The organism is Vibrio sp. 10N.286.48.C11, assembly GCF_041469805.1.
Lineage (GTDB): Bacteria > Pseudomonadota > Gammaproteobacteria > Enterobacterales > Vibrionaceae > Vibrio > Vibrio crassostreae_C.
Genome location: NZ_JBFRLK010000008.1, coordinates 26,253 through 48,551 on the forward strand (window position 1 = coordinate 26,253; position 22,299 = coordinate 48,551).

The following is a 22,299-nucleotide window of genomic DNA, read 5'->3' on the forward strand; positions in this document are numbered from 1 at the left end:
CATCAGACGCAATTACCCACCAACTCTCGTTAAATTTGGAGAGAGTTCATAGTGAAGTACACGTATTGTCTAGAAATGAGATATAGCTGTACGCTCGCATAAGTCAAATGACGAATACGAAATTAAGCCGTCTTAAGACAGCGATAAATTGTTAGCGTGAGCTCAAGGTTCAGTAATGCTACTGTTTTGAAGAATTGGACATTTTTGCAGGATCGGGCAGCTATGAGGAGCTGGTCCCTTTGGAAATGCAGAGCTGATTAGCAATGTTGTAATTAGTGTGTTCAATGTTGGGTTTCCCATTAACATGACGAACTGCGCCATAAGTATCCCGTCTATCAGCTAAAGGACTAGCCAATACCTACCCTACGTAATGTCCCAATCAGCAAGAATGGTCACTACGCGTATCCCCCAGAAGCAATCGTTGCTCTTCTTGAACATTTTCATTCCGAGATTGCGCGGGAAAGTAACATAAAGTGAAATGAACGATCAATAGTTTTTAGTAATAGCTTGATAAATAGCAGCGGTGGCTAAGCAATTGCTGTAAATATCGTCACACTATCGTTTGGAAAAGAGATCCCCGGTTCATTCGTTCCTCATACCCGAGGATGACGACGTGGGGTTATAAACGTTGCTAGAGAAGCTTTTAGGTCATGGCGTCACTCCCTAGAGCGAGGTATGAATTCATAGAGAACCCCTTACAACATGTCATTGTATTGCTTTATTCAAGAAACTATCTGATGCAATAGATTAAACTGAAGTTAATCAGCAAGCGGCAAGAGATCCCCGGTTCATTCGTTCCTCACACCCGAGGATGACGACGTGGGTGTACAGGCGGTGTTAGTGATGGCTTTGAGGCTGTGGCGCCTTTCCGTCATTCCTTAGCCTGAAGAATGAGTTCATTGGGAGTCCCTTACAACATGTCGATGTATTGTTTTATTCAGAAACTATCTGATGCAATAGATTAAACTGAAGTTAATCAGCAAGCGGCAAGAGCTCCCCGGTTCGCTCGTTCCTCACGCCCGAGGATGACGACGTGGATTTATAAACGTTACTAGAGAGACTTTGAGGTCATACCGTCTTTCCGTCATTCCCTAGCACGAGGAACGAGTTCATAGGGAATCTCGCTTTTAAAAACTAACTTGATTGCAAAATTTGAAACAGAGATAGAAATGAATGTTGAGTGCGGATTCGAACAAGAAGAGTTCTTAAACGTAAAAGCTATACGTCAGAAACCAAAAAGCCCGAACATTTCTGTTCGGGCTTTTTAATTTGGAGCGATACATCGGGTTCGAACCGATGACCTCAACCTTGGCAAGGTTGCGCTCTACCAACTGAGCTAGTATCGCATTTGCTTTATCGAGATAAAGACTTTAATAGATGGTGCCCCGGGCCGGACTTGAACCGGCACAGCGCGAACGCCGAGGGATTTTAAATCCCTTGTGTCTACCAATTCCACCACCAGGGCACGCAATTCTTTATTGCGATGCCGATTACTGAAAAGTAAAACACCATCTTAATGCTGACGCCAATCAACATTACAAAATTTGGAGCGATACATCGGGTTCGAACCGATGACCTCAACCTTGGCAAGGTTGCGCTCTACCAACTGAGCTAGTATCGCATTTTCATTCAAATTCTTTCTAGAAGAAAGAGAGAATGGAGGCGCCTCCCGGAGTCGAACCGAGGTCCACGGATTTGCAATCCGCTGCATAGCCACTCTGCCAAGGCGCCTTAGTAACTCCAATTGAATCGCTCATTGCCATCCTCTTGGGTACGGGATGCATTCTACGGATTCAGGCGATTGAGTCAATATTATTTTTGTATTTTTAATTCGTTTGAATAGATTTCATACGAAACAAGCCAAATAGCTGACTTTATGTTCAAAACACACTGTGAGCGGGTTATTCAAAGGAGATCTATATCACATTAGATATCCACTATTGATAACTTAACCTTAGGTTAAAGATCAAAAAAGCGAGCCTCAGCTCGCTTCTTCATCAATGATGTTTTTCGTCCAACAAATCGTCTTTGGCGGCCATCAAGTATTGTGCCATTGACCAGTAAGTAAGTACGGTTGCGACATACAGCGCAATGTATCCGACCCATACCATCCAATCGTCATAGCGCCAGATAAGTACCCAAAGGGCGAACATCTGAGAAACCGTTTTTACTTTACCAACCCAAGATACCGCAACACTTGCGCGTTTGCCGATTTCAGCCATCCACTCACGAAGCGCTGAGATGATGATCTCGCGAGCTATCATAGTCACGGCTGGGATAGTTATCCAAATAGAGTGGTAATGCTCTGTAATCAGGATAAGAGCCGTAGCGACCAACACTTTGTCAGCCACAGGGTCAATGAAGGCGCCGAAGCGAGACGTTTGCCCTAACTTACGAGCTAGCATGCCATCTAGCCAATCAGTGAAACCGGCTACCCAAAACACCATCGCAGCAGCGAAAGGAGCCCATTGATAAGGTAGATAGAAAACGACAACGAATACTGGGATCAAAAATAGTCTCAGTAAGGACAAAATGTTAGGTATATTCAAACGCATATTATTGGGCTCTTATTAATTGCGCTTTAATGGTGCGGGATTTTTACTATTGTTTCAATGCTTGATAAATGTTTTCTGCCAAAGAATGACTAATGCCCGGCACTTTGGCTATTTCTTCGACAGTTGCACGCTTAAGTTCTTGTAAGCCACCCATATATTTCAGCAAAGCTTGACGACGTTTAGGTCCTACCCCTTCAATTCCTTCCAAAGCACTGGTTCTGCGCGTTTTACCACGTTTCGCCCTGTGCCCTGCAATCGCATGATTATGGCTCTCATCACGAATGTGCTGGATAAGATGCAGCGCTGGTGCATCGCTAGGTAAATTAAACTCTTCACCTTCAAGGGTTACCAAAGTTTCTAAACCCGGTTTACGCGTCACGCCTTTCGCAATACCCATCATTCTTGGTCTAAACGGCCAATCACCCCAATATTGAGAAATGATCTCATGAGCGCGGTTTAGCTGACCTTTACCACCATCGATAAAGATGATGTCTGGGATCTTGTCGACATCGAGTTGCTTCGAATAACGTCTCTCAAGCGCCTGAGCCATCGCTGCATAATCATCGCCACCTGTAATGCCGGTGATGTTGTAACGACGGTACTCTGGTTTAACCGGGCCTTCTTGATTGAACACCACACACGACGCAATCGTGCTTTCACCCATGGTATGACTGATATCAAAACATTCCATGCGCTTGATAGCATCCATCGACAGCACTTCTTGGAGCTCTTTGAAGCGCTGATTAATCGTCATCTTGTGATTAATCTTGGTGGTAATAGCCGTCAATGCATTGGTATTAGACAATTTAAGGTAACGACCTCGAGTACCTGAAGGGTTGGTATTGAAGTGAATCTTACGACCCGCTACTTCACACAAGGCTTCTTGAATCGGTGTGACATCTTCCATCAAATCGGCATTGAGAATCAAACGGGTTGGGATGGTTCTCGCTTCACTATGCGCAAGATAGTATTGGCTTAAAAAGCTCGAAAAGACCTCTTCTCGCACCGTATTGTTGGGAATTTTAGGGAAATGGCTTCTACTGCCTAAAACCTTGCCTTGGCGAATCATCAAGATATGAATACACGCTACGCCATTCTCTTGAGCAAATCCCAACACGTCCATATCTTCCATTGAATCGTCAGATACGTATTGTTGTTCTTGCACACGTCGAATCGCTTGGATTTGATCACGGAAAGCGGCAGCTTGTTCAAAACGAAGCTCACGGCTTGCCTTGTCCATTTTGTCGATGAGCGTCTCAAGGACTAATTTGTCTTTCCCTTGCAGGAACAGACGAACGTAGTCGATAAGTTCACTGTACTCTTCATCAGAGATGATTGAGCTAACACATGGCGCAGCACAACGACCAATCTGATACATCAAACACGGGCGCGTTCTATTGGCATAAACCGTATCTTCACACTGGCGGGCAGGGAAAATCTTTTGGATTAGGTGTAGCGTCTCACGCACAGCGCCGGAATCAGGGTAAGGACCAAAGTATTCGCCCTTTTTCTTCTTAGCACCACGGTGCATCGACAAACGAGGATGCTTGTGACCGCTAATAAAAATATAAGGGTACGACTTATCATCACGCAAAAGTACGTTGTATTTAGGCAAGTACTGCTTGATGTAGTTGTGCTCAAGAATGAGCGCTTCTGTTTCCGTGTGCGTTACAGTGACATCGATCTTGTCAATATTACTAACTAGAGCGCGTGTTTTTTCACTGTCGACTTTTTTACGGAAATAACTGGAAAGGCGTTTTTTGAGGTTCTTAGCTTTACCGACGTAAATAACGGCAGCCTCGGCGTTATACATTCGATAAACGCCGGGCTGCTCTGTTACTGTCTTGAGGAATGAGACTGAGTCAAACAAGTTGGTCACTATACGATCTCAGTGTTAAAGGGTCTCAGTGTCTAACATTCCATGTCTAATCGCTAAATGCGTCAGCTCTACATCGCCACTGATATCCAGCTTACTGAACAAGCGGTAGCGGTAACTGTTGACTGTTTTAGGACTTAGATTGAGTTGTTCTGAAATATCCGTCACTTTCTGACCTTTGGTAATCATCATCATGATTTGAAGTTCACGTTCAGATAAGTCTGCGAATGGATTTTCAGACGCAGGCGAGAATTGGCTCAAAGCCATCTGCTGCGCAATTTCTGGTGAAATGTATCGTTGGCCACTATTAACCACTCGAATTGCATTTACCATTTCATCCGGACCTGCCCCTTTAGTAAGGTAACCAGCAGCTCCAGCTTGCATCACTTTCGTTGGAAACGGATTTTCCGTATGAACAGTTAAAACGATGATTTTAACATCAGGGTTGAAACGCAAGATCTTCTTGGTTGCTTCTAAGCCACCAATACCAGGCATATTCATATCCATCAAAATAACGTCAGTATTGTTAGTACGACACCATTTTGCAGCATCTTCACCGCTTTCAGCTTCCCCTGCTACGTTCATTCCACGGACGTCTTCAATAATACGTCGTATCCCTGTGCGAACCAGCTCGTGATCATCTACAAGGAAAACATTTATCAAACTTGTATCTCCACACTATTAATTGGCTCTGCAACCACTGTGTCATTTCATCTGTTTGAAACAATTAAACAAAGGAACAGTGGATCGCAGCATTGAGTACATCTTAACTTAATTACTAAAAAAAAGCTCTGTTGAATATGTGCTGAAACACGAACTTTAGCAAGTACTTATTAACAAATAAGCTAACTAAAACAACAAGCTTTTTCTAAAAATCAACCAGTTAAAACAACACCCAATAAAATTACATAAGATAAAGATATTTTCAATACCATTGAATAACCATTCGCGACAATTTCACTTATTTGCTTATAGAGTCCCGTTATTTGCCTCTACTAACTAGAATTTAGTTAGTATTTTTACTGCCTTTTGTGCGCAGAGGGTCGCTAGATGGTAGTATTCGATTCCCCATTTCAATAGGTTACTACATTGGATATTCAGCAAGGCTTTGTACTCACAAGACAAGCAAGAGATTTTTCAGGGCGCACACAAATCGACTTGTGGTTAAGCACCCCTCAAGGCCCTACTCTGCTGACGATTCAAAATGAAAAACCGGTATTTTTTGTCGCTCAATCTGACGTTGAGGCATGTCAGGCAATCGCAGCGAAAGAGTCGATCGATTGCCAATTTAAGCCTCTAGAATTAGCCACATTCGAGCAAACACCTCTCGCCGCGTGTTACACCTCACTGTCGAGAAGCAGCTTTGGTTTAGCGCAAGCCTTTCACAACGAAGAAATCCAAACCTTTGAAAGCGATATTCGACTCGCCGATCGATTCTTGATGGAACGTTTTATCAAGGGAAGTATTGAGTTCACCGGATCTGCTGTGCAAAAAAATCAGCATCGTCGAGTCTCAAACGCAAAATGCCGAGCAGGTGATTACTTACCCAGTCTATCTGTGGTCTCGCTTGATATTGAGTGTTCGGAAAAAGGCGTGCTTTATTCAATTGGCCTAGACAGCCCGATGGACAGCCAAGTAATCATGGTCGGCGAAGCACAACAAGCTGAAACCAATATCCAATGGGTTGCCAACGAGAAAGCGCTACTTGAAGCCATGATAGCTTGGTTCTCTGAATTTGATCCTGACATCATCATTGGCTGGAATGTTATCGACTTCGATTTTAGGCTGCTGCACAAACGTTCAGAATGGAACGAAGTGAAGCTCAACATCGGCAGAGACAACCAACCGAGCTTTTTCCGCAGTTCTGCTCAAAATCAGCAAGGTTTTATCACGATTCCGGGGCGCGTTGTCTTGGATGGTATTGATATGCTCAAGACAGCGACCTACCACTTCCGTTCTTGGTCTCTTGAGTCGGTATCGCAAGAGCTGCTTGGGGAAGGCAAAGACATCCATAACGTTCATGACCGTATGGATGAGATAAACCGAATGTTTAAGTTCGATAAACCCTCACTCGCTAAGTACAACCTTCAAGACTGCGTACTGGTAAACAGCATCTTCGAGCACACTCACCTACTCGACTTCGCGATTGAGCGCTCTCGATTAACCGGTGTTGAGCTGGATCGCGTTGGTGGCTCTGTTGCGGCCTTTACTAACTTATATCTGCCTCAAATCCACAGAGCGGGTTATGTCGCACCGAACTTAGAGCCAGAGAATTGGATTGCGAGCCCCGGCGGTTATGTGATGGATTCAATTCCCAATCTGTACGACTCGGTTTTGGTACTCGATTTTAAGAGCCTGTATCCATCGATCATTCGCTCGTTTCTGATTGACCCTATGGGACTAATTGAAGGGTTGAAGCTTGAACTAGGCCCAGCAGAAAACCAAGCCGTTGATGGCTTTCGAGGTGGGCAATTCCACCGCTCTAAACACTTCTTGCCCGAGATGATCGAAAACCTTTGGGCTGCACGTGATGTGGCGAAGAAGAACAACGAGAAAGCGTTCTCTCAGGCGATTAAGATCATCATGAACTCATTCTATGGTGTGTTAGGTTCGTCTGGTTGTCGTTTCTTCGATACCCGGTTAGCGTCTTCAATTACCATGCGTGGACATGAGATCATGAAGCAAACCAAGGTTCTGATCGAAGACAAAGGCTATCAAGTGATTTACGGCGATACCGATTCAACCTTCGTGTCTCTGAACGGCAGTTATGATCAGCAAAAAGCAGACGAGATCGGGAACACACTGGTCGCTTACATCAACGATTGGTGGACGAATCACTTAAAAGAGACCCACAACCTAACCTCAATACTCGAATTGGAATACGAGACTCACTATCGCAAGTTTCTAATGCCGACCATTAGAGGTTCAGAAACCGGCTCGAAGAAACGTTATGCCGGATTAATCACTCAAGGCGATAAAGAAAATATCATATTTAAAGGGCTTGAGAGTGCACGCACCGATTGGACACCTCTCGCACAGCAATTCCAACAAACCTTGTATGAGATGGTGTTTCACGATCAAGATCCAACCGACTACGTCAGACAGTTTGTTGATGAAACCTCTGCTGGCAAACATGATGATTTATTGGTGTATCAAAAGCGCTTACGCCGCAAATTACATGAATACCAAAAGAACATTCCGCCGCAGGTTCGCGCAGCTCGTATGGCCGATGAGATCAATGCTCAGTTAGGGCGCCCTCTTCAATACCAAAATAAAGGACGCATTGAGTATTTGATTACTCTGAGTGGCCCTGAGCCCAAGGAGTATTTAAAGAGTGGTATCGATTATCAGCACTATATCGACAAGCAAATCAAACCGGTTGCAGAAGCAATTTTGCCGTTTATAGGACTGGATTTTGAAAGAGTTAGCGGGCAGCAGCTAGGTCTGTTCTAGATTGAATCCTCTTCCAAAGTGGTCATTGAAGCAAAAAAGCAGAGAAGTGCTGTGTTACTCAGCCCGCTCTGCTTTTTAGTATTCATTGGGAGGTTACTAATCTCTATCCGATACGAAACTCAGTTTTTTGATATTGCTTAACCAGCCATTCCCCAAAACCATCAAGAATCCCTATTACCGAACGTTTAGGAATCGGTTTACCAGAAAGTAAAATGCCTAACCTGTGGATTTCGACGTCTTTATCTGGGTGATACTTCAAGAACTGTTGACCACACTCTATTGGGTCATCGAACCAATATTTGTCACGATACATCACCAGTGAGTAACTCGCCCGTAGAAGCTTCTTGGCAATAATCACCTGCGCAGCGACTTGTTGTTCTGGCGTTGTCGCTCGTGCGATCTTGTTGCGATACACCGCCAACCAGTTTTCCGCATCCATATTCCAGTGCTTAGCGATTTCCCAACTTGTTTCAAAATCACCATAGCAGTCTGATAAGTCTTCACCATGCACACACACGGCTAAATGCTTGAGCATAAAACCCCAAGTGAAGATATTGTCGAAATCGACTATCTCACTCACTAAGGTAGTTTTTATCGCCACTTGAGTTACCTGAGGGAAGCTCTTTTGGAAACGCCATTTGATGGTGTTCAACAAAGTGGTTCGTTGGTCAGGAAACGGTCGATGGGTCACCACAACCACATCTAGATTGGAGCGACCGAAGACGGCTTGCTTACGAGCCACACTGCCATAAATATAAATACTGTGCAGATTAGATCCTAACCCACCTTTTAGAAAGGTAATCAGATCGTTAACCACAGGTTGAAATTCAGGTTGAAAAGGCTGTGTTGGGTCAATAACGGGTAGCTGCATAGGTCGTTTCGGTAAATAAAATAATGATTTAACTATAACTCTATGATCGCCTAGGTGACTTTATGATTCAAGCTATTCCTATTTATAGCATCTCCGAGATATAATCAGCGGATAGACCCACTAAGGACAAACACAAAATGCCTAGAGCAAGTGAAATTAAAAAAGGTTTTGCTATCACAGTAGAAAGCAAAACAGTGATCGTTAAAGATATCGAAGTAACAACACCAGGCGGCCGTGGCGGCCAAAAGATTTACCGCTTCCGTGGTAACGATGTAGCAACTGGCGTTAAAACTGAAGTTCGCCACAAGGCTGACGAAATTGTTGAAACTATTGACGTAACTAAGCGTGCAGTAATGTTCTCTTACGTTGATGGCAACGAGTACATCTTCATGGACAACGAAGATTACACACAATTCATCTTCAACGGTGAGACTATCGAAGACGAACTACTGTTCATCAACGAAGAAACTCAAGGCATGTACGCGATCCTTATCGACGGCAACGCTGCAACGCTTGAGCTACCAACATCTGTTGAACTAGTTATCGAAGAGACTGATCCTTCAATCAAAGGTGCATCAGCGTCTGCTCGTACTAAGCCTGCTCGTCTTTCTACAGGTCTTACTATTCAAGTACCTGAATACATCGCGACTGGCGACAAAGTAGTAGTAAACACTGCTGAACGTAAATACATGAACCGCGCAAGCTAAGATACTTATTATGACCGAAGCTAACGACCTAATGTCTTATGACGACGCAATTGACACTGCATACGACATCTTCCTAGAGATGGCACCTGACAACCTAGAGCCTGCAGACGTGATTCTTTTCACTGCTCAGTTTGAAGATCGTGGCGCAGCAGAGCTTGTTGAAACTGGCGATGATTGGGTTGAACATGTTGGCTTTGAAGTCGACAAAGAGATCTACGCTGAAGTGCGCATTGGTCTTGTGAATGAAGCTGATGACGTTCTAGACGACGTATTTGCTCGCATGTTAATCAGCCGTGATCCAGAACATAAGTTCTGTCACATGCTGTGGAAACGTGACTAATACCGCTGTTGACGCTCATCAGCATGAGTAAACAAGTATTCATGTAAGCGAGTTAAAAGTTAGCCGAGCCCATTGCTCGGCTATTTTTATCACGCCATTTCTCATCATGATTACTCACTTTCATCATCAACGTTAGATTCACTGATTATGACCAAAGCAAAAACAGACACACAATCAAAAGGCTATGCCTGCATTGGCCTAGTTAACCCAAAGACGCCTGAAAACGTAGGCTCTGTAATGCGAGCTGCTGGCTGCTACGGCGCCAACTCTGTGTTTTACACTGGCACACGCTACGACCATGCGCGAAAATTCCATACCGACACCAAAGAAAAGCACTTAGCCCTGCCTTTGATTGGTGTTGAAGAGCTGAAAGATATTATTCCAGTAGGCTGCGTGCCGGTTGCTGTTGATCTGATTGAAGGTGCTAAGCCTCTACCTGATTACAAGCACCCACCACGCGCGTTTTACATTTTTGGCCCAGAAGATGGCACGCTAAAGAAAGAGATCACAGATTTCTGTCGTGAGACGATTTACGTTCCGACCAACGGCTGCATGAACCTAGCAGCATCAGTGAATGTAGTGCTTTACGACCGATTAGCGAAAGGCGATAACTTCTCGAATCATAAGTAAATAGAACGAGATACGAGATGCGAAAAGATTTATAGATACGTGTAAACGAGATAAGAGATGCGAAGAGCATGCTTACTGCCGATTATGGCAGTATGTTTTCGATACTCGATTACTCGCATCCCGAATCTTTTATTTCTTCTAGACGTAAAAAAACCTGCTCAATGAGCAGGTTTTTTAGTATTCAGTGCTTTTAGCTAATGAAGCTTTACGCGCAATAAATTACGTAATTACTGACGTGTTCTTGGCTTAGCTGGTTTAGCCGGACGACCGTTGTTCAGTTTAGGCTTACTTTTGTTAGCCTGAGGTTTGCCTTTGTTTGCAGCTGGAGCGCTACGACCTGAATCAGGTGTTGTAGTACCGCGAGTTGCAGGCTTCTTACGCTTAGTTTGGTTGCTACGGCCTTTTGGTGCGTTTGCACGCTCTTCGTGACGCTTAACAGCGCGACGAATTTTTTGGCTACGAGAACGCTCACGCTTACGAGAAGTGTTTGAAGGATCAAGATCCAACAGTGTCTCTTTCTCAGGCTTAAGCTCAACAAGCTCACGCAAGTAGTTAACTTCTTGAAGATCTAGCTCTTTCCAACCGCCACGAGGCAGTTTCTTATCAAGGTAGATATCACCGTAACGTACACGTTTCAGGCGGCTTACTGTTGTTTCTTGTGATTCCCAAAGACGACGAACTTCACGGTTACGACCTTCGTTAATCGCTACATAGAAAGTATGGTTCATACCTTCACCACCAGCGTAAACCACATCTTCAAAACGAGCCATGCCGTCTTCTAGTTGTACGCCACGAGTAACGTTTTTAACTTTCTGCTCAGTCACTTCACCGAATACACGTACTAGGTACTCACGTTCAACCTGACGGCTTGGGTGCATTAGACGGTTTGCAAGCTCACCATCAGTAGTGAAAAGCAAAAGGCCTGATGTGTTTGCATCAAGACGACCAACTGAAATCCAACGAGAACCACGGATCTTAGGTAGACGATCGAAAACAGTACGGCGGCCTTCAGGATCGTGACGAGTACAAAGCTCACCTTCAGGTTTGTAGTAAGCAAGTACACGACAAACCACTTCTTCAGAAGCCTTGCCTGAAACAGTATGGCCATCGATACGGATCACTGAGTTCTCGTCTTCAAGACGCTCGCCCAGTTTCGCAACTTGACCGTTAACACTTACACGACCAGATTTGATTAAACCTTCTAGTTCACGACGAGAACCGTGACCAGCTCGCGCTAAAACCTTCTGTAATTTTTCGCTCATTTACTCTTTTCTACCTAATTGTCGTCTTCACAGACGTCGAATGAATTTTTCGCGACCAAATCGCGGTCGCGTATTATCGCAAATAACCTGCCAAAAAGCACTTGTTATTTACTGTGGCAGGTTTGCTGTATCGTTACAGACTGTTAATCAGTAAAGCGATTATTCAAACGGCGCAGGATCGCCAGCACCACGACGTAGAACCACGGCATCATCGTCACTGAAGTCAATAACCGTCGTCGGTTGCTCACCTAAGTAACCGCCATTCAAAATCACATCAACCGCATGCTCTAGGCTGTCACGAATTTCTTCTGGATCCGACTCTGTAGTCTCGTTACCCGGAAGAATCAGAGACGTCGACATCAGTGGTTCGCCCATCGCTTCCAACAGGTCGAGTGCAATCTTGTTGTCTGGGACACGAATACCAATCGTTTTACGCTTGGCGTTCATCAAACGCTTTGGCACTTCTTTAGTTGCTTTAAAGATAAACGTGTAAGCACCTGGCGTGTGTGCTTTCAGCAGACGGAAAGCCACGTTATCAACGCGTGCATACAGTGATAACTCAGAAAGATCACGGCATAACAAGGTGAAATTGTGCTTGTCATCGATGCGACGAATTTTACAGATACGTTCAAGTGCTTGTTTGTTTTCAAGCTGACAGCCCAGCGCATAACCGGAATCTGTTGGATAAACCACAACGCCGCCATTGCGAATAATCGCAACCGCTTGAGTAATTAAGCGTGCTTGTGGGTTATCTGGGTGTACATAAAAAAACTGGCTCATTGTTGATCCTCGTTATCGAATCTCTCGACTCTATCATCAGAAGGAGCTGGCTCACCTAAAGACTATTCAGATGGTGAAACCGTTTGAAACTCCCAATCTTTCCATACTTCTTCGACCCCAGAAGGTAGCCAGAGATTGCGTCCAAGTTCCATCCACGGAGATGGGTAATGGAAATCACTGCCTTGGGAGGCTAATAGTTTGTATTGTATAGCATAATCCGCGAGTGTGCGTCTTTCTTGTTGCGCTTGCTGAGGTTGAGCGACTTCCATCGCATCCCCTTTCGCTTCAACAAATGCCGCTAGCAGGCGCTTAACCCACTTGGCTGTAAGGCCATATCGCCCAGGGTGAGCGAGCACGGCTTGTCCACCAGCAGCATGAATAGCCGTGACAGCATCACTCATTGAACACCACGTTGGCGGCACATAACCTGGGTTATTGCGAGTAAGAAACTTTTTAAACACCTGCTGCATGGTTTTTGCGTAGCCGTTATCGACTAACCACTTAGCAAAGTGAGCGCGAGTAATAGGCGCATCACCCGCAATCAATTTAACTTCTTCTAGTACCCCTTCACGAGTCGTTTTCTCAAGACGTTGAGCAATCATCTCTGCACGTCCAATGCGGTGTTGCTTCTGTTGCTCAATGAGCGCTTTAAGCTCTGGTGACTCAGGATCAACGTTTAACCCAACAATATGGATATCTTTGTTTTGCCAAACAGTCGAAATCTCAATGCCGTTGATCAGCTGAATAGGAAGATTGTTATCAGCAATATAGTTGCGTGCTTCAGCAAGCCCATCAGTCGTGTCATGATCTGTAATCGCTAGCGCTTCGATGTTAAAGCCAAGCGCTCGGTCAATTAGCTCAGGTGGAGTAAGTCGGCCATCTGAGGCTGTTGTATGACTATGTAGATCAATTCTCATATATTCTTTTTCATTGTTTTCAATTTTTATCGTTATATTTGTGTCAACACACTTGACCCGCAAGCAGAAAACTAGTTAACTAGTACACAAATACGAAGTATCACATTTGATAGGTTCACCATGTTACAAGAATTTAACCAAAACCATAAAGATAAAGTTTTAGAACTTTCTTCAGTAGAAGCAAGTTCAGAGCTTAATTGGTGGCGCACTTGGACAAGTTCTTGGTGGGCTAACGTGTACTTCTAGTTAAACAGTTTGTTTATAAAAAAGTTATCACTAAGCCCGCTTTAATAGCGGGCTTTTTAATTTGTCGAACATCTCACATTCAACTGACTAACAAATCATCGAATTGACCATATTCTAGATTGGGTGAAAGGTATCTTTATGCGACTATGTACGGCAGGAAATTTAAAGAATCATAAAGGAGGTCTTGTGAACAAGGCCATTGAAATCAAAAAGCTGGGAACCATTGAGGTCATCAATTCCTCAGTTCCTTACTCGCAAGATCCAACCAGCGTTTTTCATACTTTGTGTGAAAACAAAACTGATAGTCTTTTGTTGGAATCTGCCGAGATTGAATCTAAACAGAACCTGACAAGCCTACTCCTTATCGACTCTGCTGTTCGCATCGTATGTCGCGGACATGAAGTAACCTTTCAAGCATTGACTGAAAACGGTCAAGCGCTTATCGAACATCTCACTCAAAACGTGAAAGCAGAAATTAAATCTGACCTTACTGATAACGTTTTGACGCTGACTTTTATCGAACCAAGCAACGAATTAGACGAAGACTCACGTTTAAGAGAAGCCTCTTCATTCGATGCACTGCGTTTGGTTCAGCACAGCTTTGAGCAAGACGCGGATAACAAACACGCATTATTCATGGCGGGCTTATTCGCTTACGACATCGTGGCAAACTTTGAGCCACTAGGTGATGCTGAAGCAACCAACAATTGTCCTGACTTTGTCTTCTATGTAGCTGAAACACTATTGCGTTTCGATCACCAAGAGAACGAAGGCCTACTTCACGCGAGCTTATTTGCTCAAGATGACAACATCAAAGCGCAATTAACTGACCGTCTAGCCGACATTCAAACTCAGTGTCAGTCCCTGAAAGCCATCACTGAAGTAACGCCGTTAGACAACGTTGAAGCTGTACCTAGCGTTTCAGATGAAGACTTCTGCCAAACGGTTCGTGATTTAAAAGAGTACGTAGTTAAAGGCGATGTATTCCAAGTGGTACCTTCACGCCGCTTCACTCTACCTTGCCCTGCCCCACTGGCGGCTTATAAAGAACTCAAACAAAGCAACCCAAGCCCTTACATGTTCTACATGCAAGACGAGCTGTTTACTCTGTTCGGTGCATCTCCAGAAAGCGCGCTGAAATACGAGACAGAAACCAACCAAATCGAGATCTACCCGATTGCAGGTACTCGTCGTCGTGGTAAGCGCCCTGACGGTCAAATCGATTTCGACCTAGACAGCCGTATCGAGCTTGAACTGCGTACCGACAAGAAAGAAAACGCCGAGCACATGATGCTAGTTGACCTAGCGCGTAACGATGTGGCACGTATTGCCGAAGCTGGCACTCGCCACGTAGCAGACTTACTGAAAGTAGACCGCTACAGCCATGTAATGCACTTGGTTTCTCGTGTTGTTGGTCAGCTCCGTGAAGACTTAGATGCTCTACACGCTTACCAAGCTTGTATGAACATGGGTACGCTAACGGGCGCACCAAAAATCCGCGCAATGCAGCTTATTCGTGACGTAGAAAAAACGCGTCGTGGTAGCTACGGTGGTGCAGTCGGTTATCTAACCGGTGAAGGGACTCTAGATACTTGTATCGTAATTCGCTCTGCTTACGTTGAAGATGGCGTAGCACAAGTACAAGCTGGCGCTGGTGTGGTATTCGATTCAGACCCACAAGCAGAAGCCGATGAAACTCGCGGCAAAGCACAAGCGGTTATCTCAGCGATTCAAGCAGCTCATACTAAGAACCTAACAAATAAGAAGGAGTCGTAATCATGGCTGATATTGTATTCATCGATAACTTCGACTCGTTCACTTACAACCTTGTAGACCAATTTCGTTCATTAGGTCACAGCGTAAAAATTTACCGTAACAACATTCCTGCAAAAGTAGTTGAAGCGGCGATCAACGAACTAGACAACCCTGTTGCACTGCTTTCACCAGGCCCTGGCGCTCCAGCAGATGCGGGCTGTATGCCAGAGCTGATTCAGCTTCTAAAAGGTAAAGTGCCAATGATTGGTATTTGCTTAGGCCACCAAGCGATTGTTGAAGCCTATGGCGGCACCGTTGCAGGCGCTGGCGAAATCATTCATGGTAAGGTGTCGATGATGGAACACCAAAACCATGCGACTTACCAAGGCTTACCTTCGCCATTGGCTATCGCTCGCTACCACTCTTTAGTGGCAACGCATGTATCTGATAGCCTAACGGTGACCGCTGAAGTAGATGATTTGGTGATGTCTGTGGTTCAAGAACAAGACAAGGTGTGTGGATTCCAATTCCACCCTGAATCAATTATGACGACCTACGGTGCAACGCTTCTAGCAAACGCTATCGAATGGGCTCTTGAGAAAAAGACGATATAGGAAACGATCATGGAAAAGATTAATAAACTTTACGAACAGCAGTCTCTTACTCAAGAAGAAAGCCAACAGTTATTTGATGTAATCATCAAGGGTGAACTAGACCCAATCTTGATGGCTTCTGCGCTAACTGCACTGAAAATCAAAGGCGAAACGCCCGATGAAATTGCAGGCGCAGCAAAAGCACTACTTGCGAATGCAAACCCGTTCCCGCGCCCTGATTACGATTTCGCAGACATCGTAGGTACAGGTGGCGACGGTCACAACACCATCAATATCTCGACGACTTCTGCATTTGTTGCCGCAGCGTGTGGCTTAAAAGTCGCGAAGCACGGTAACCGCAGCGTATCGAGCAAATCAGGCTCTTCTGACTTACTGGATTCGTTCGGTATCAACCTAGCGATGACAGCTGAAGACACACGTACGGCTGTTGATGAACTTGGCGTAGCATTCCTATTTGCTCCGCAATATCACGTTGGTGTACGTCACGCGATGCCGGTTCGTCAAACAATGAAAACGCGCACTATCTTCAATATTCTTGGCCCACTGATTAACCCTGCTCGCCCTAACATCGAGCTAATGGGTGTTTACAGCAAAGAGCTGGTACGCCCTATAGCAGAAACCATGCTGAAAATGGGCATAAAGCGTGCAGCTGTTGTGCACGGTAGCGGCCTAGATGAAGTAGCGATTCACGGCGAGACTATCGTTGCTGAGATTAAAGATGGCAAGATTCACGAGTACACAGTGACTCCGGCTGACTTTGGTTTGAACACTCACCCTCTTGAAGCGATTAAGGGCGGCGAGCCAGAAGAGAACAAAGCCATCACAACTGATATCCTGACGGGTAAAGGCACTGATGCTCAAGTTGGAGCAGTGGCAGTCAACGTAGCTCTGCTGATGCGTCTATTTGGTCACGAAGACCTAAAAGCCAACGCTCAGCAAGCGATTGACGCGATGAACTCTGGCAAAGCGTACGAGCTTGTACATAAGCTTGCTGCACACGCCTAACGAACGACGAATTGAGACAAAGAACATGACACAGACTACCGATAAACTGTCGACCCACGTTTCAGTCAAAGAAGCTGAAATGGCGGAAGTATTAGCAAAAATCGTTCGTGATAAATACCAATGGGTTGAAGCGCGTAAGCAGACTCAACCATTAGACGAGTTTAAAGCGTCACTAACTGCAACAGACCGCAGCTTTTATGACGCTCTGAGCGGAGAACAAACGGTTTTCATCACTGAATGTAAAAAGGCCTCTCCGTCAAAAGGTTTAATCCGTGACGAGTTTGACCTCGACTACATTGCGTCTGTTTACAACAACCACGCAAACGCGATTTCTGTGCTGACAGACGAGAAGTACTTCCAAGGTGACTTTGAGTTTTTACCTAAAGTTCGCAGCATTGCTAAGCAGCCTATCCTGTGTAAAGACTTCATGGTTGATACCTACCAAGTGTATCTAGCTCGTCATTACTCAGCTGATGCTATCTTGCTAATGCTATCGGTATTAGATGACGAAGAGTACAAAGCGCTGGCGGAAGTCGCTCACTCACTCAACATGGGTGTATTGACCGAAGTCAGCAACGAAGAAGAGCTTCACCGTGCAGTCGCTCTAAACGCTAAGGTGATCGGCATTAACAACCGTAATCTTCGTGACCTTTCGACTGATTTGAACCGTACTAAAGAGTTGGCGCCGCTGATTCGCGAACTGGCTCCAAACGCAGTTGTGATTTCAGAGTCTGGTATCTACACTCACCAACAAATTCGTGACCTTTCAACGTTTGCAGATGGCTTCCTAATCGGTAGCTCTCTAATGGCAGAGAAGAACCTCGAGCTTGCGGTACGCAAAGTAACACTGGGTGAAAACAAGGTGTGTGGTTTAACTCACTCTGACGATGCAGCAAAGGCTTATCAAGCTGGTGCGGTATTCGGTGGTCTGATATTCGTTGAAGCATCTAAGCGTCATGTGGATATCGAAGCGGCTCGTTTGACTATGAGCGGCGCACCTTTGAACTACGTGGGTGTGTTCCAAAACCACAGCGTTACTGACGTTACGAAAACGGTTTCTGAGCTAGGCCTGTTCGCTGTGCAATTGCACGGTGATGAGTCTCAAGCGTTTGTCGATGAGCTAAAACAGTCACTACCTGAAAGCGTTGAGATTTGGAAAGCTTACGGTGTTTCTCCCGATGCTGAGAGCTCGCTACCAGAATTACTGGAAAGCAACGTGACTCGTCACCTGCTAGATACTAAAGTGGGTTCTCAAACTGGTGGCACAGGCCAAGTGTTCGATTGGAACCTAATCAACAACCAAAGCGCAATCATGTTGGCGGGTGGCCTAAACCCAGAAAATGCTAACCAAGCCGCTAAGTTGGGTTGCTTAGGATTAGACCTAAACTCTGGCGTTGAATCCGCTCCAGGAAAAAAAGACGCAGACAAACTGCAACGTGCTTTTGCAGCGATTCGCAATTACTAGTCCAACCTCGGCGCTAGAAATTAGAAAGCAGAAACTAAAAACATATTTGTGAGCTTTGCCTTTTGCGAAGCTCAAACAAGATTAAATGACTTGGTGTGAATACACATCAGTAGAATTGAAGGAATAACACAATGGCTAAACTCGATGCCTACTTTGGTGAATACGGTGGTCAATACGTACCGCAGATCCTAGTGCCAGCACTAGACCAACTTGAACAAGCATTTATCGATGCACAAGCCGATCCTGAGTTCCGCAGCGAATTCATGACGCTTCTTCAAGAGTACGCTGGTCGTCCAACGGCGCTAACGCTAGCACGCAACCTAACAAAAGGTACAAAAACCAAACTGTACCTAAAGCGTGAAGATCTGCTTCACGGCGGTGCTCACAAGACAAACCAAGTTCTTGGTCAGGCATTGCTAGCAAAACGTATGGGTAAGCAGGAAATCATCGCTGAAACTGGGGCAGGCCAACACGGTGTGGCAACGGCTCTAGCGTGTGCTCTACTAGGTCTTAAGTGTCGTGTATACATGGGTGCAAAAGACGTTGAACGTCAAAGCCCGAACGTGTTCCGTATGAAGCTAATGGGCGCAGAGGTTATCCCTGTTCATTCTGGCTCTTCAACGCTAAAAGATGCATGTAACGAAGCGCTACGTGACTGGTCGGCAACTTATGAAGACGCGCACTACCTATTGGGTACTGCAGCGGGCCCTCACCCATTCCCAACGATTGTTCGTGATTTCCAACGCATGATTGGTGAAGAAACGAAGAACCAGATTCTAGCGCGTGAAGGTCGCCTTCCTGATGCGGTTATCGCTTGTGTCGGCGGTGGTTCAAACGCTATCGGTATGTTCGCAGATTTCATTGAAGAAGAGTCTGTACGCCTAATCGGTGTAGAGCCTGCTGGTAAAGGTATTGATACCGACCAACACGGCGCACCACTTAAACACGGTAAAACAGGTATTTTCTTCGGTATGAAAGCACCACTGATGCAAGATGAGAACGGCCAAGTAGAAGAGTCTTACTCTGTATCTGCGGGTCTAGATTTCCCATCAGTGGGTCCTCAACACGCGCACCTAAATGCCATTGGCCGTGCTGAATACGACAACGTGACCGATGACGAAGCGCTAGAAGCGTTCCAATTGATTGCACGTAAAGAAGGTATTATCGCAGCGCTAGAGTCATCTCATGCTTTGGCTCATGCTGTTAAAATGGCTCATGACGACCCAGAGAAAGAACAGCTATTAGTCGTTAACTTATCTGGCCGTGGTGACAAAGACATTTTCTCTGTACACGACATTCTTAAAGAGAAAGGAGCATTATAATGGATCGCTATCAATCACTCTTCACTCGCTTAGCTGAAAAGAATCAGGGCGCATTTGTACCATTCGTAACGGTTGGCGATCCTACCCCTCAGCAGTCTCTTAAGATCATGGAAACACTCGTTGAAGCGGGTGCTGATGCACTTGAACTTGGTATTCCATTCTCAGATCCGCTTGCAGATGGCCCGACAATCCAAGGTGCAAACATTCGTGCGTTAGATTCAAAAGTAACGCCAGATGTGTGTTTTGATCTTATTGGTCAAATTCGTGCTAAATACCCAGATCTGCCAATCGGCCTACTGATGTACGCAAACTTGGTGTACGCACGTGGTATCGAGAACTTCTACGAGCGTTGTGCGAATGCAGGTATCGATTCAGTATTGATTGCTGATGTACCAACCAACGAGAGTGGCGAGTTTGTTGCTGCAGCTAAGAAGTTTGGTATTCACCCAATATTTATTGCTCCACCAACAGCAAGTGATGAGACGCTTCAATCGGTTTCTGAGCTAGGTGGTGGTTACACTTACCTACTTTCTCGTGCTGGCGTAACGGGTGCAGAAACCAAAGCAAACATGCCTGTGACAGCCCTACTTGACCGTTTGAACAAGTTTGATGCGCCACCAGCACTGCTTGGTTTCGGTATCTCTGCTCCTGAGCAAGTAAAAGAAGCCATCGAAGCTGGCGCTGCTGGTGCTATCTCTGGCTCTGCGGTTGTGAAAATCATTGAAAACAACGTTGAACAACCAGAAGCAATGCTTAAAGCACTTGCTGAATTTGTTACGCCAATGAAAGCGGCAACGCAAAAATAATAAATAGGCTCCCACTAGTGCGATAATTAGCGCTGTGGGAGTTTTTCTCCGAGAACACGTCCAAACCCTCTCAATTGTTAAATTTCTGACAAAAACAACACCTCATACAAACCTGTAGCACACCTATAATACCCCACCAAAACATCACCACCATTTATAAAAATAATGACAAATCAAAAAGCAAACGTTTGCTTTAGTGTGAAAAATCATCAAATGACATTTGATTACTGCTTTTTGGTGTTCTTTCATCTCTGCTCATATTGATAAATGTAAAAGATACGTGTAAAACTTCTCGCGAAATATTAATCCAATGGTACATCGTACATTGGTGAGTAGTTCTGGGATTTTTATATTTAGTAGCACAGAGGTTATGGAAGTGTTAAAAGAAAAGAGTTTACTAAGCAACATCGGCGTTCAAGTCGTTATTGCAATGATCATCGGTACCCTAGTCGGTGCGATGATGGGTGACAGCGCAACTATGTTCGCTCCACTGGGTGCTATCTTCATCAATTTGATCAAGATGCTGGTTATCCCTCTAGTCGCGGTTGCCCTAATTTCAGGTGCTGCTGGTCTAGGCAACAGCTCATCAGCAGGTAAAGTGGGCGTGACCACTCTAGGTTACTTTGCACTAACGTCTGCACTTGCTGTAGCACTAGCGCTAGTAATGGGTGAAATATTCGAACCAGGTCGTGGTATCGATGTTTCTGGCGTTGAAGGCATGTTCTCTTCTGAATACGCTGCGAAAGGTGAACTTCCAACGTTCTGGGCAACCATCACAGGCATGATCCCGACCAACGTTTTCCAATCACTGAATGAAGCAAACATTCTGCAAATTCTAGTTTTCTGCTTATTCTTCGGTATTGCGATTTCTAAACAAGCGAAAGAGAAACGTGACCCTATCATCAATGGCGTAAACGCGATTGTTGACGCTATGGTTTGGATGATCAACAAGGTTATGATCATTGCACCACTAGGCGTATTCGGCCTAATGGCAGAAGCTGTGGGTACATTCGGCTTTGGCGCACTTATGGTTGTGTTCAAACTGTTCGTTGTCTACATCGCTGCGATTCTGATCTTCGGCTTTGTTGCTTACCCGCTAATGATTCAAATCTTCACTAAGACTTCTGCTAAGAAGTTCCTAGTGGCAATGAAGAAGCCTCAAGCGGTTGCACTATCAACAGCCTCTTCAATGGCGACACTGCCAGTAACAATGGAAACGGTAGAGAAAGAACTTGGCGTTCGTAACTCTACGGCTTCATTCGTTCTGCCACTTGGTGCGACGATCAACATGTCTGGTAACGCAATTTACTACGGCCTAGTTGCTATCTTCTTCGCACAGCTGTTCAACATCGACCTGTCTATGGGCGCTTACATTGCTATCATCGTAACGTCGACTCTAGGCGCAGTTGGTCAAGCAGGTGTTCCAGGTCCTTCTTTCCTAGTGGTTGCGGTTCTTCTAGCAGCTGGTATCCCTATTGAAGGTCTACCTCTGTTGTTCGCTCTAGACCGTATCTTCGACATGATCCGTACTGCTCTAAACATCACTGGTGATGCAGCATGTGCAGTCATCGTTGATTCTCTAATCGAAGACGAAGCGAAAGAAGCTGAGCTACAAAAACAGCAAGCGTAATATTAAGCTTCAGTTTGATTGATAAATAAAACCGCCTTCATGAGGCTAATGCCGATCAGTTAAAG

19 protein-coding genes, 4 tRNA genes and 1 other annotated feature are annotated in these 22,299 nt (G+C 45.1%); of the genes, 12 read left to right on the plus strand and 11 right to left on the minus strand.

Going from position 1 to position 22,299, the window contains the following annotated elements:
• Window positions 1-1,270: 1,270 nt before the first annotated feature.
• The 7 genes from AB4209_RS02830 to uvrY all read right to left on the minus strand — a co-directional run bounded on the left by AB4209_RS02830 (window position 1,271) and on the right by uvrY (window position 5,094).
• Window positions 1,271-1,346, minus strand: a tRNA-Gly gene (locus AB4209_RS02830).
• Between the two features lie 32 nt (window positions 1,347-1,378).
• Window positions 1,379-1,465: transfer RNA gene (locus tag AB4209_RS02835), tRNA-Leu, on the minus strand.
• Window positions 1,466-1,545: 80 nt separating this feature from the next.
• A tRNA-Gly gene (locus AB4209_RS02840) sits at window positions 1,546-1,621 on the minus strand.
• A gap of 36 nt (window positions 1,622-1,657) precedes the next feature.
• Window positions 1,658-1,731, minus strand: a tRNA-Cys gene (locus AB4209_RS02845).
• Window positions 1,732-1,997: 266 nt separating this feature from the next.
• Window positions 1,998-2,555 (minus strand): CDP-diacylglycerol--glycerol-3-phosphate 3-phosphatidyltransferase, encoded by a 558-nt coding sequence (gene pgsA / locus AB4209_RS02850; RefSeq protein ID WP_017061490.1) that lies wholly within the window; start codon window positions 2,553-2,555, stop codon window positions 1,998-2,000.
• Between the two features lie 46 nt (window positions 2,556-2,601).
• On the minus strand, window positions 2,602-4,434 hold the full coding sequence (gene uvrC, locus AB4209_RS02855; RefSeq protein ID WP_029235668.1) for an excinuclease ABC subunit UvrC: 1,833 nt from the start codon (window positions 4,432-4,434) through the stop codon (window positions 2,602-2,604).
• A 15-nt stretch (window positions 4,435-4,449) separates the two neighbouring features.
• Entirely contained in the window at window positions 4,450-5,094 is a 645-nt protein-coding gene (gene uvrY / locus AB4209_RS02860; RefSeq protein ID WP_004729778.1) for a UvrY/SirA/GacA family response regulator transcription factor, read from the minus strand.
• A gap of 426 nt (window positions 5,095-5,520) precedes the next feature.
• Between uvrY and AB4209_RS02865 the strand changes: the two genes are divergently transcribed.
• Window positions 5,521-7,884 carry a DNA polymerase II gene (locus AB4209_RS02865; protein WP_372054790.1) on the plus strand — a complete coding sequence of 788 codons (2,364 nt, stop codon included), beginning with the start codon at window positions 5,521-5,523 and terminating at the stop codon, window positions 7,882-7,884.
• Window positions 7,885-7,987: 103 nt separating this feature from the next.
• Here the strand turns inward: AB4209_RS02865 and AB4209_RS02870 are convergent, their stop codons facing one another.
• Window positions 7,988-8,755 (minus strand): hypothetical protein, encoded by a 768-nt coding sequence (locus tag AB4209_RS02870; RefSeq protein ID WP_017067407.1) that lies wholly within the window; start codon window positions 8,753-8,755, stop codon window positions 7,988-7,990.
• 137 nt (window positions 8,756-8,892) lie between these two features.
• On the opposite strand from AB4209_RS02870, the gene yeiP reads away from it, so the two are divergent.
• From yeiP to AB4209_RS02885, 3 genes are all read left to right on the plus strand, one after another.
• Entirely contained in the window at window positions 8,893-9,462 is a 570-nt protein-coding gene (gene yeiP / locus AB4209_RS02875) for an elongation factor P-like protein YeiP (RefSeq protein ID WP_017055115.1), read from the plus strand.
• Between the two features lie 10 nt (window positions 9,463-9,472).
• Window positions 9,473-9,802: an HI1450 family dsDNA-mimic protein gene (locus tag AB4209_RS02880; protein WP_004741258.1), complete on the plus strand. Its 330-nt coding sequence runs from the start codon at window positions 9,473-9,475 to the stop codon at window positions 9,800-9,802.
• A gap of 147 nt (window positions 9,803-9,949) precedes the next feature.
• On the plus strand, window positions 9,950-10,432 hold the full coding sequence (locus AB4209_RS02885; RefSeq protein WP_017061495.1) for an RNA methyltransferase: 483 nt from the start codon (window positions 9,950-9,952) through the stop codon (window positions 10,430-10,432).
• A 227-nt stretch (window positions 10,433-10,659) separates the two neighbouring features.
• On the opposite strand, the gene rluB is transcribed toward AB4209_RS02885, so the two are convergent.
• The 3 genes from rluB to rnm form a co-directional block, all read right to left on the minus strand.
• The gene (gene rluB / locus AB4209_RS02890; protein WP_017055112.1) at window positions 10,660-11,694 is read right to left on the minus strand and encodes a 23S rRNA pseudouridine(2605) synthase RluB; all 1,035 of its coding nucleotides are present in this window, start codon (window positions 11,692-11,694) and stop codon (window positions 10,660-10,662) included.
• 159 nt (window positions 11,695-11,853) lie between these two features.
• Window positions 11,854-12,474, minus strand: a complete 621-nt coding sequence (locus AB4209_RS02895) for an L-threonylcarbamoyladenylate synthase (protein ID WP_009848751.1) — start codon at window positions 12,472-12,474, stop codon at window positions 11,854-11,856.
• Window positions 12,475-12,536: 62 nt separating this feature from the next.
• Window positions 12,537-13,391, minus strand: a complete 855-nt coding sequence (gene rnm, locus AB4209_RS02900; RefSeq protein WP_171732022.1) for an RNase RNM — start codon at window positions 13,389-13,391, stop codon at window positions 12,537-12,539.
• A 120-nt stretch (window positions 13,392-13,511) separates the two neighbouring features.
• Between rnm and AB4209_RS02905 the strand changes: the two genes are divergently transcribed.
• The 8 genes from AB4209_RS02905 to AB4209_RS02940 all read left to right on the plus strand — a co-directional run bounded on the left by AB4209_RS02905 (window position 13,512) and on the right by AB4209_RS02940 (window position 22,234).
• The gene (locus AB4209_RS02905) at window positions 13,512-13,637 is read left to right on the plus strand and encodes a trp operon leader peptide (RefSeq protein ID WP_009848753.1); all 126 of its coding nucleotides are present in this window, start codon (window positions 13,512-13,514) and stop codon (window positions 13,635-13,637) included.
• Window positions 13,584-13,698 (plus strand) — a sequence feature (Trp leader region). It overlaps the preceding gene by 54 nt.
• Before the next feature lie 125 nt (window positions 13,699-13,823).
• Window positions 13,824-15,413 (plus strand): anthranilate synthase component 1, encoded by a 1,590-nt coding sequence (locus tag AB4209_RS02910; protein ID WP_017063545.1) that lies wholly within the window; start codon window positions 13,824-13,826, stop codon window positions 15,411-15,413.
• Window positions 15,414-15,415: 2 nt separating this feature from the next.
• On the plus strand, window positions 15,416-16,006 hold the full coding sequence (locus AB4209_RS02915; RefSeq protein WP_010438041.1) for an aminodeoxychorismate/anthranilate synthase component II: 591 nt from the start codon (window positions 15,416-15,418) through the stop codon (window positions 16,004-16,006).
• A gap of 9 nt (window positions 16,007-16,015) precedes the next feature.
• Window positions 16,016-17,011, plus strand: a complete 996-nt coding sequence (gene trpD, locus AB4209_RS02920) for an anthranilate phosphoribosyltransferase (RefSeq protein WP_372054792.1) — start codon at window positions 16,016-16,018, stop codon at window positions 17,009-17,011.
• Window positions 17,012-17,036: 25 nt separating this feature from the next.
• The gene (gene trpCF, locus AB4209_RS02925; RefSeq protein ID WP_372054794.1) at window positions 17,037-18,476 is read left to right on the plus strand and encodes a bifunctional indole-3-glycerol-phosphate synthase TrpC/phosphoribosylanthranilate isomerase TrpF; all 1,440 of its coding nucleotides are present in this window, start codon (window positions 17,037-17,039) and stop codon (window positions 18,474-18,476) included.
• A gap of 131 nt (window positions 18,477-18,607) precedes the next feature.
• The gene (trpB, locus tag AB4209_RS02930) at window positions 18,608-19,798 is read left to right on the plus strand and encodes a tryptophan synthase subunit beta (protein ID WP_017067402.1); all 1,191 of its coding nucleotides are present in this window, start codon (window positions 18,608-18,610) and stop codon (window positions 19,796-19,798) included.
• Window positions 19,798-20,604, plus strand: a complete 807-nt coding sequence (gene trpA / locus AB4209_RS02935) for a tryptophan synthase subunit alpha (RefSeq protein ID WP_372054796.1) — start codon at window positions 19,798-19,800, stop codon at window positions 20,602-20,604. Before trpB ends, trpA begins: the two co-directional genes overlap by 1 nt.
• 310 nt (window positions 20,605-20,914) lie before the next feature.
• Window positions 20,915-22,234, plus strand: coding sequence for a dicarboxylate/amino acid:cation symporter (locus AB4209_RS02940; RefSeq protein ID WP_346393668.1), 1,320 nt, complete (start codon window positions 20,915-20,917; stop codon window positions 22,232-22,234).
• Window positions 22,235-22,299 lie beyond the last annotated feature (65 nt).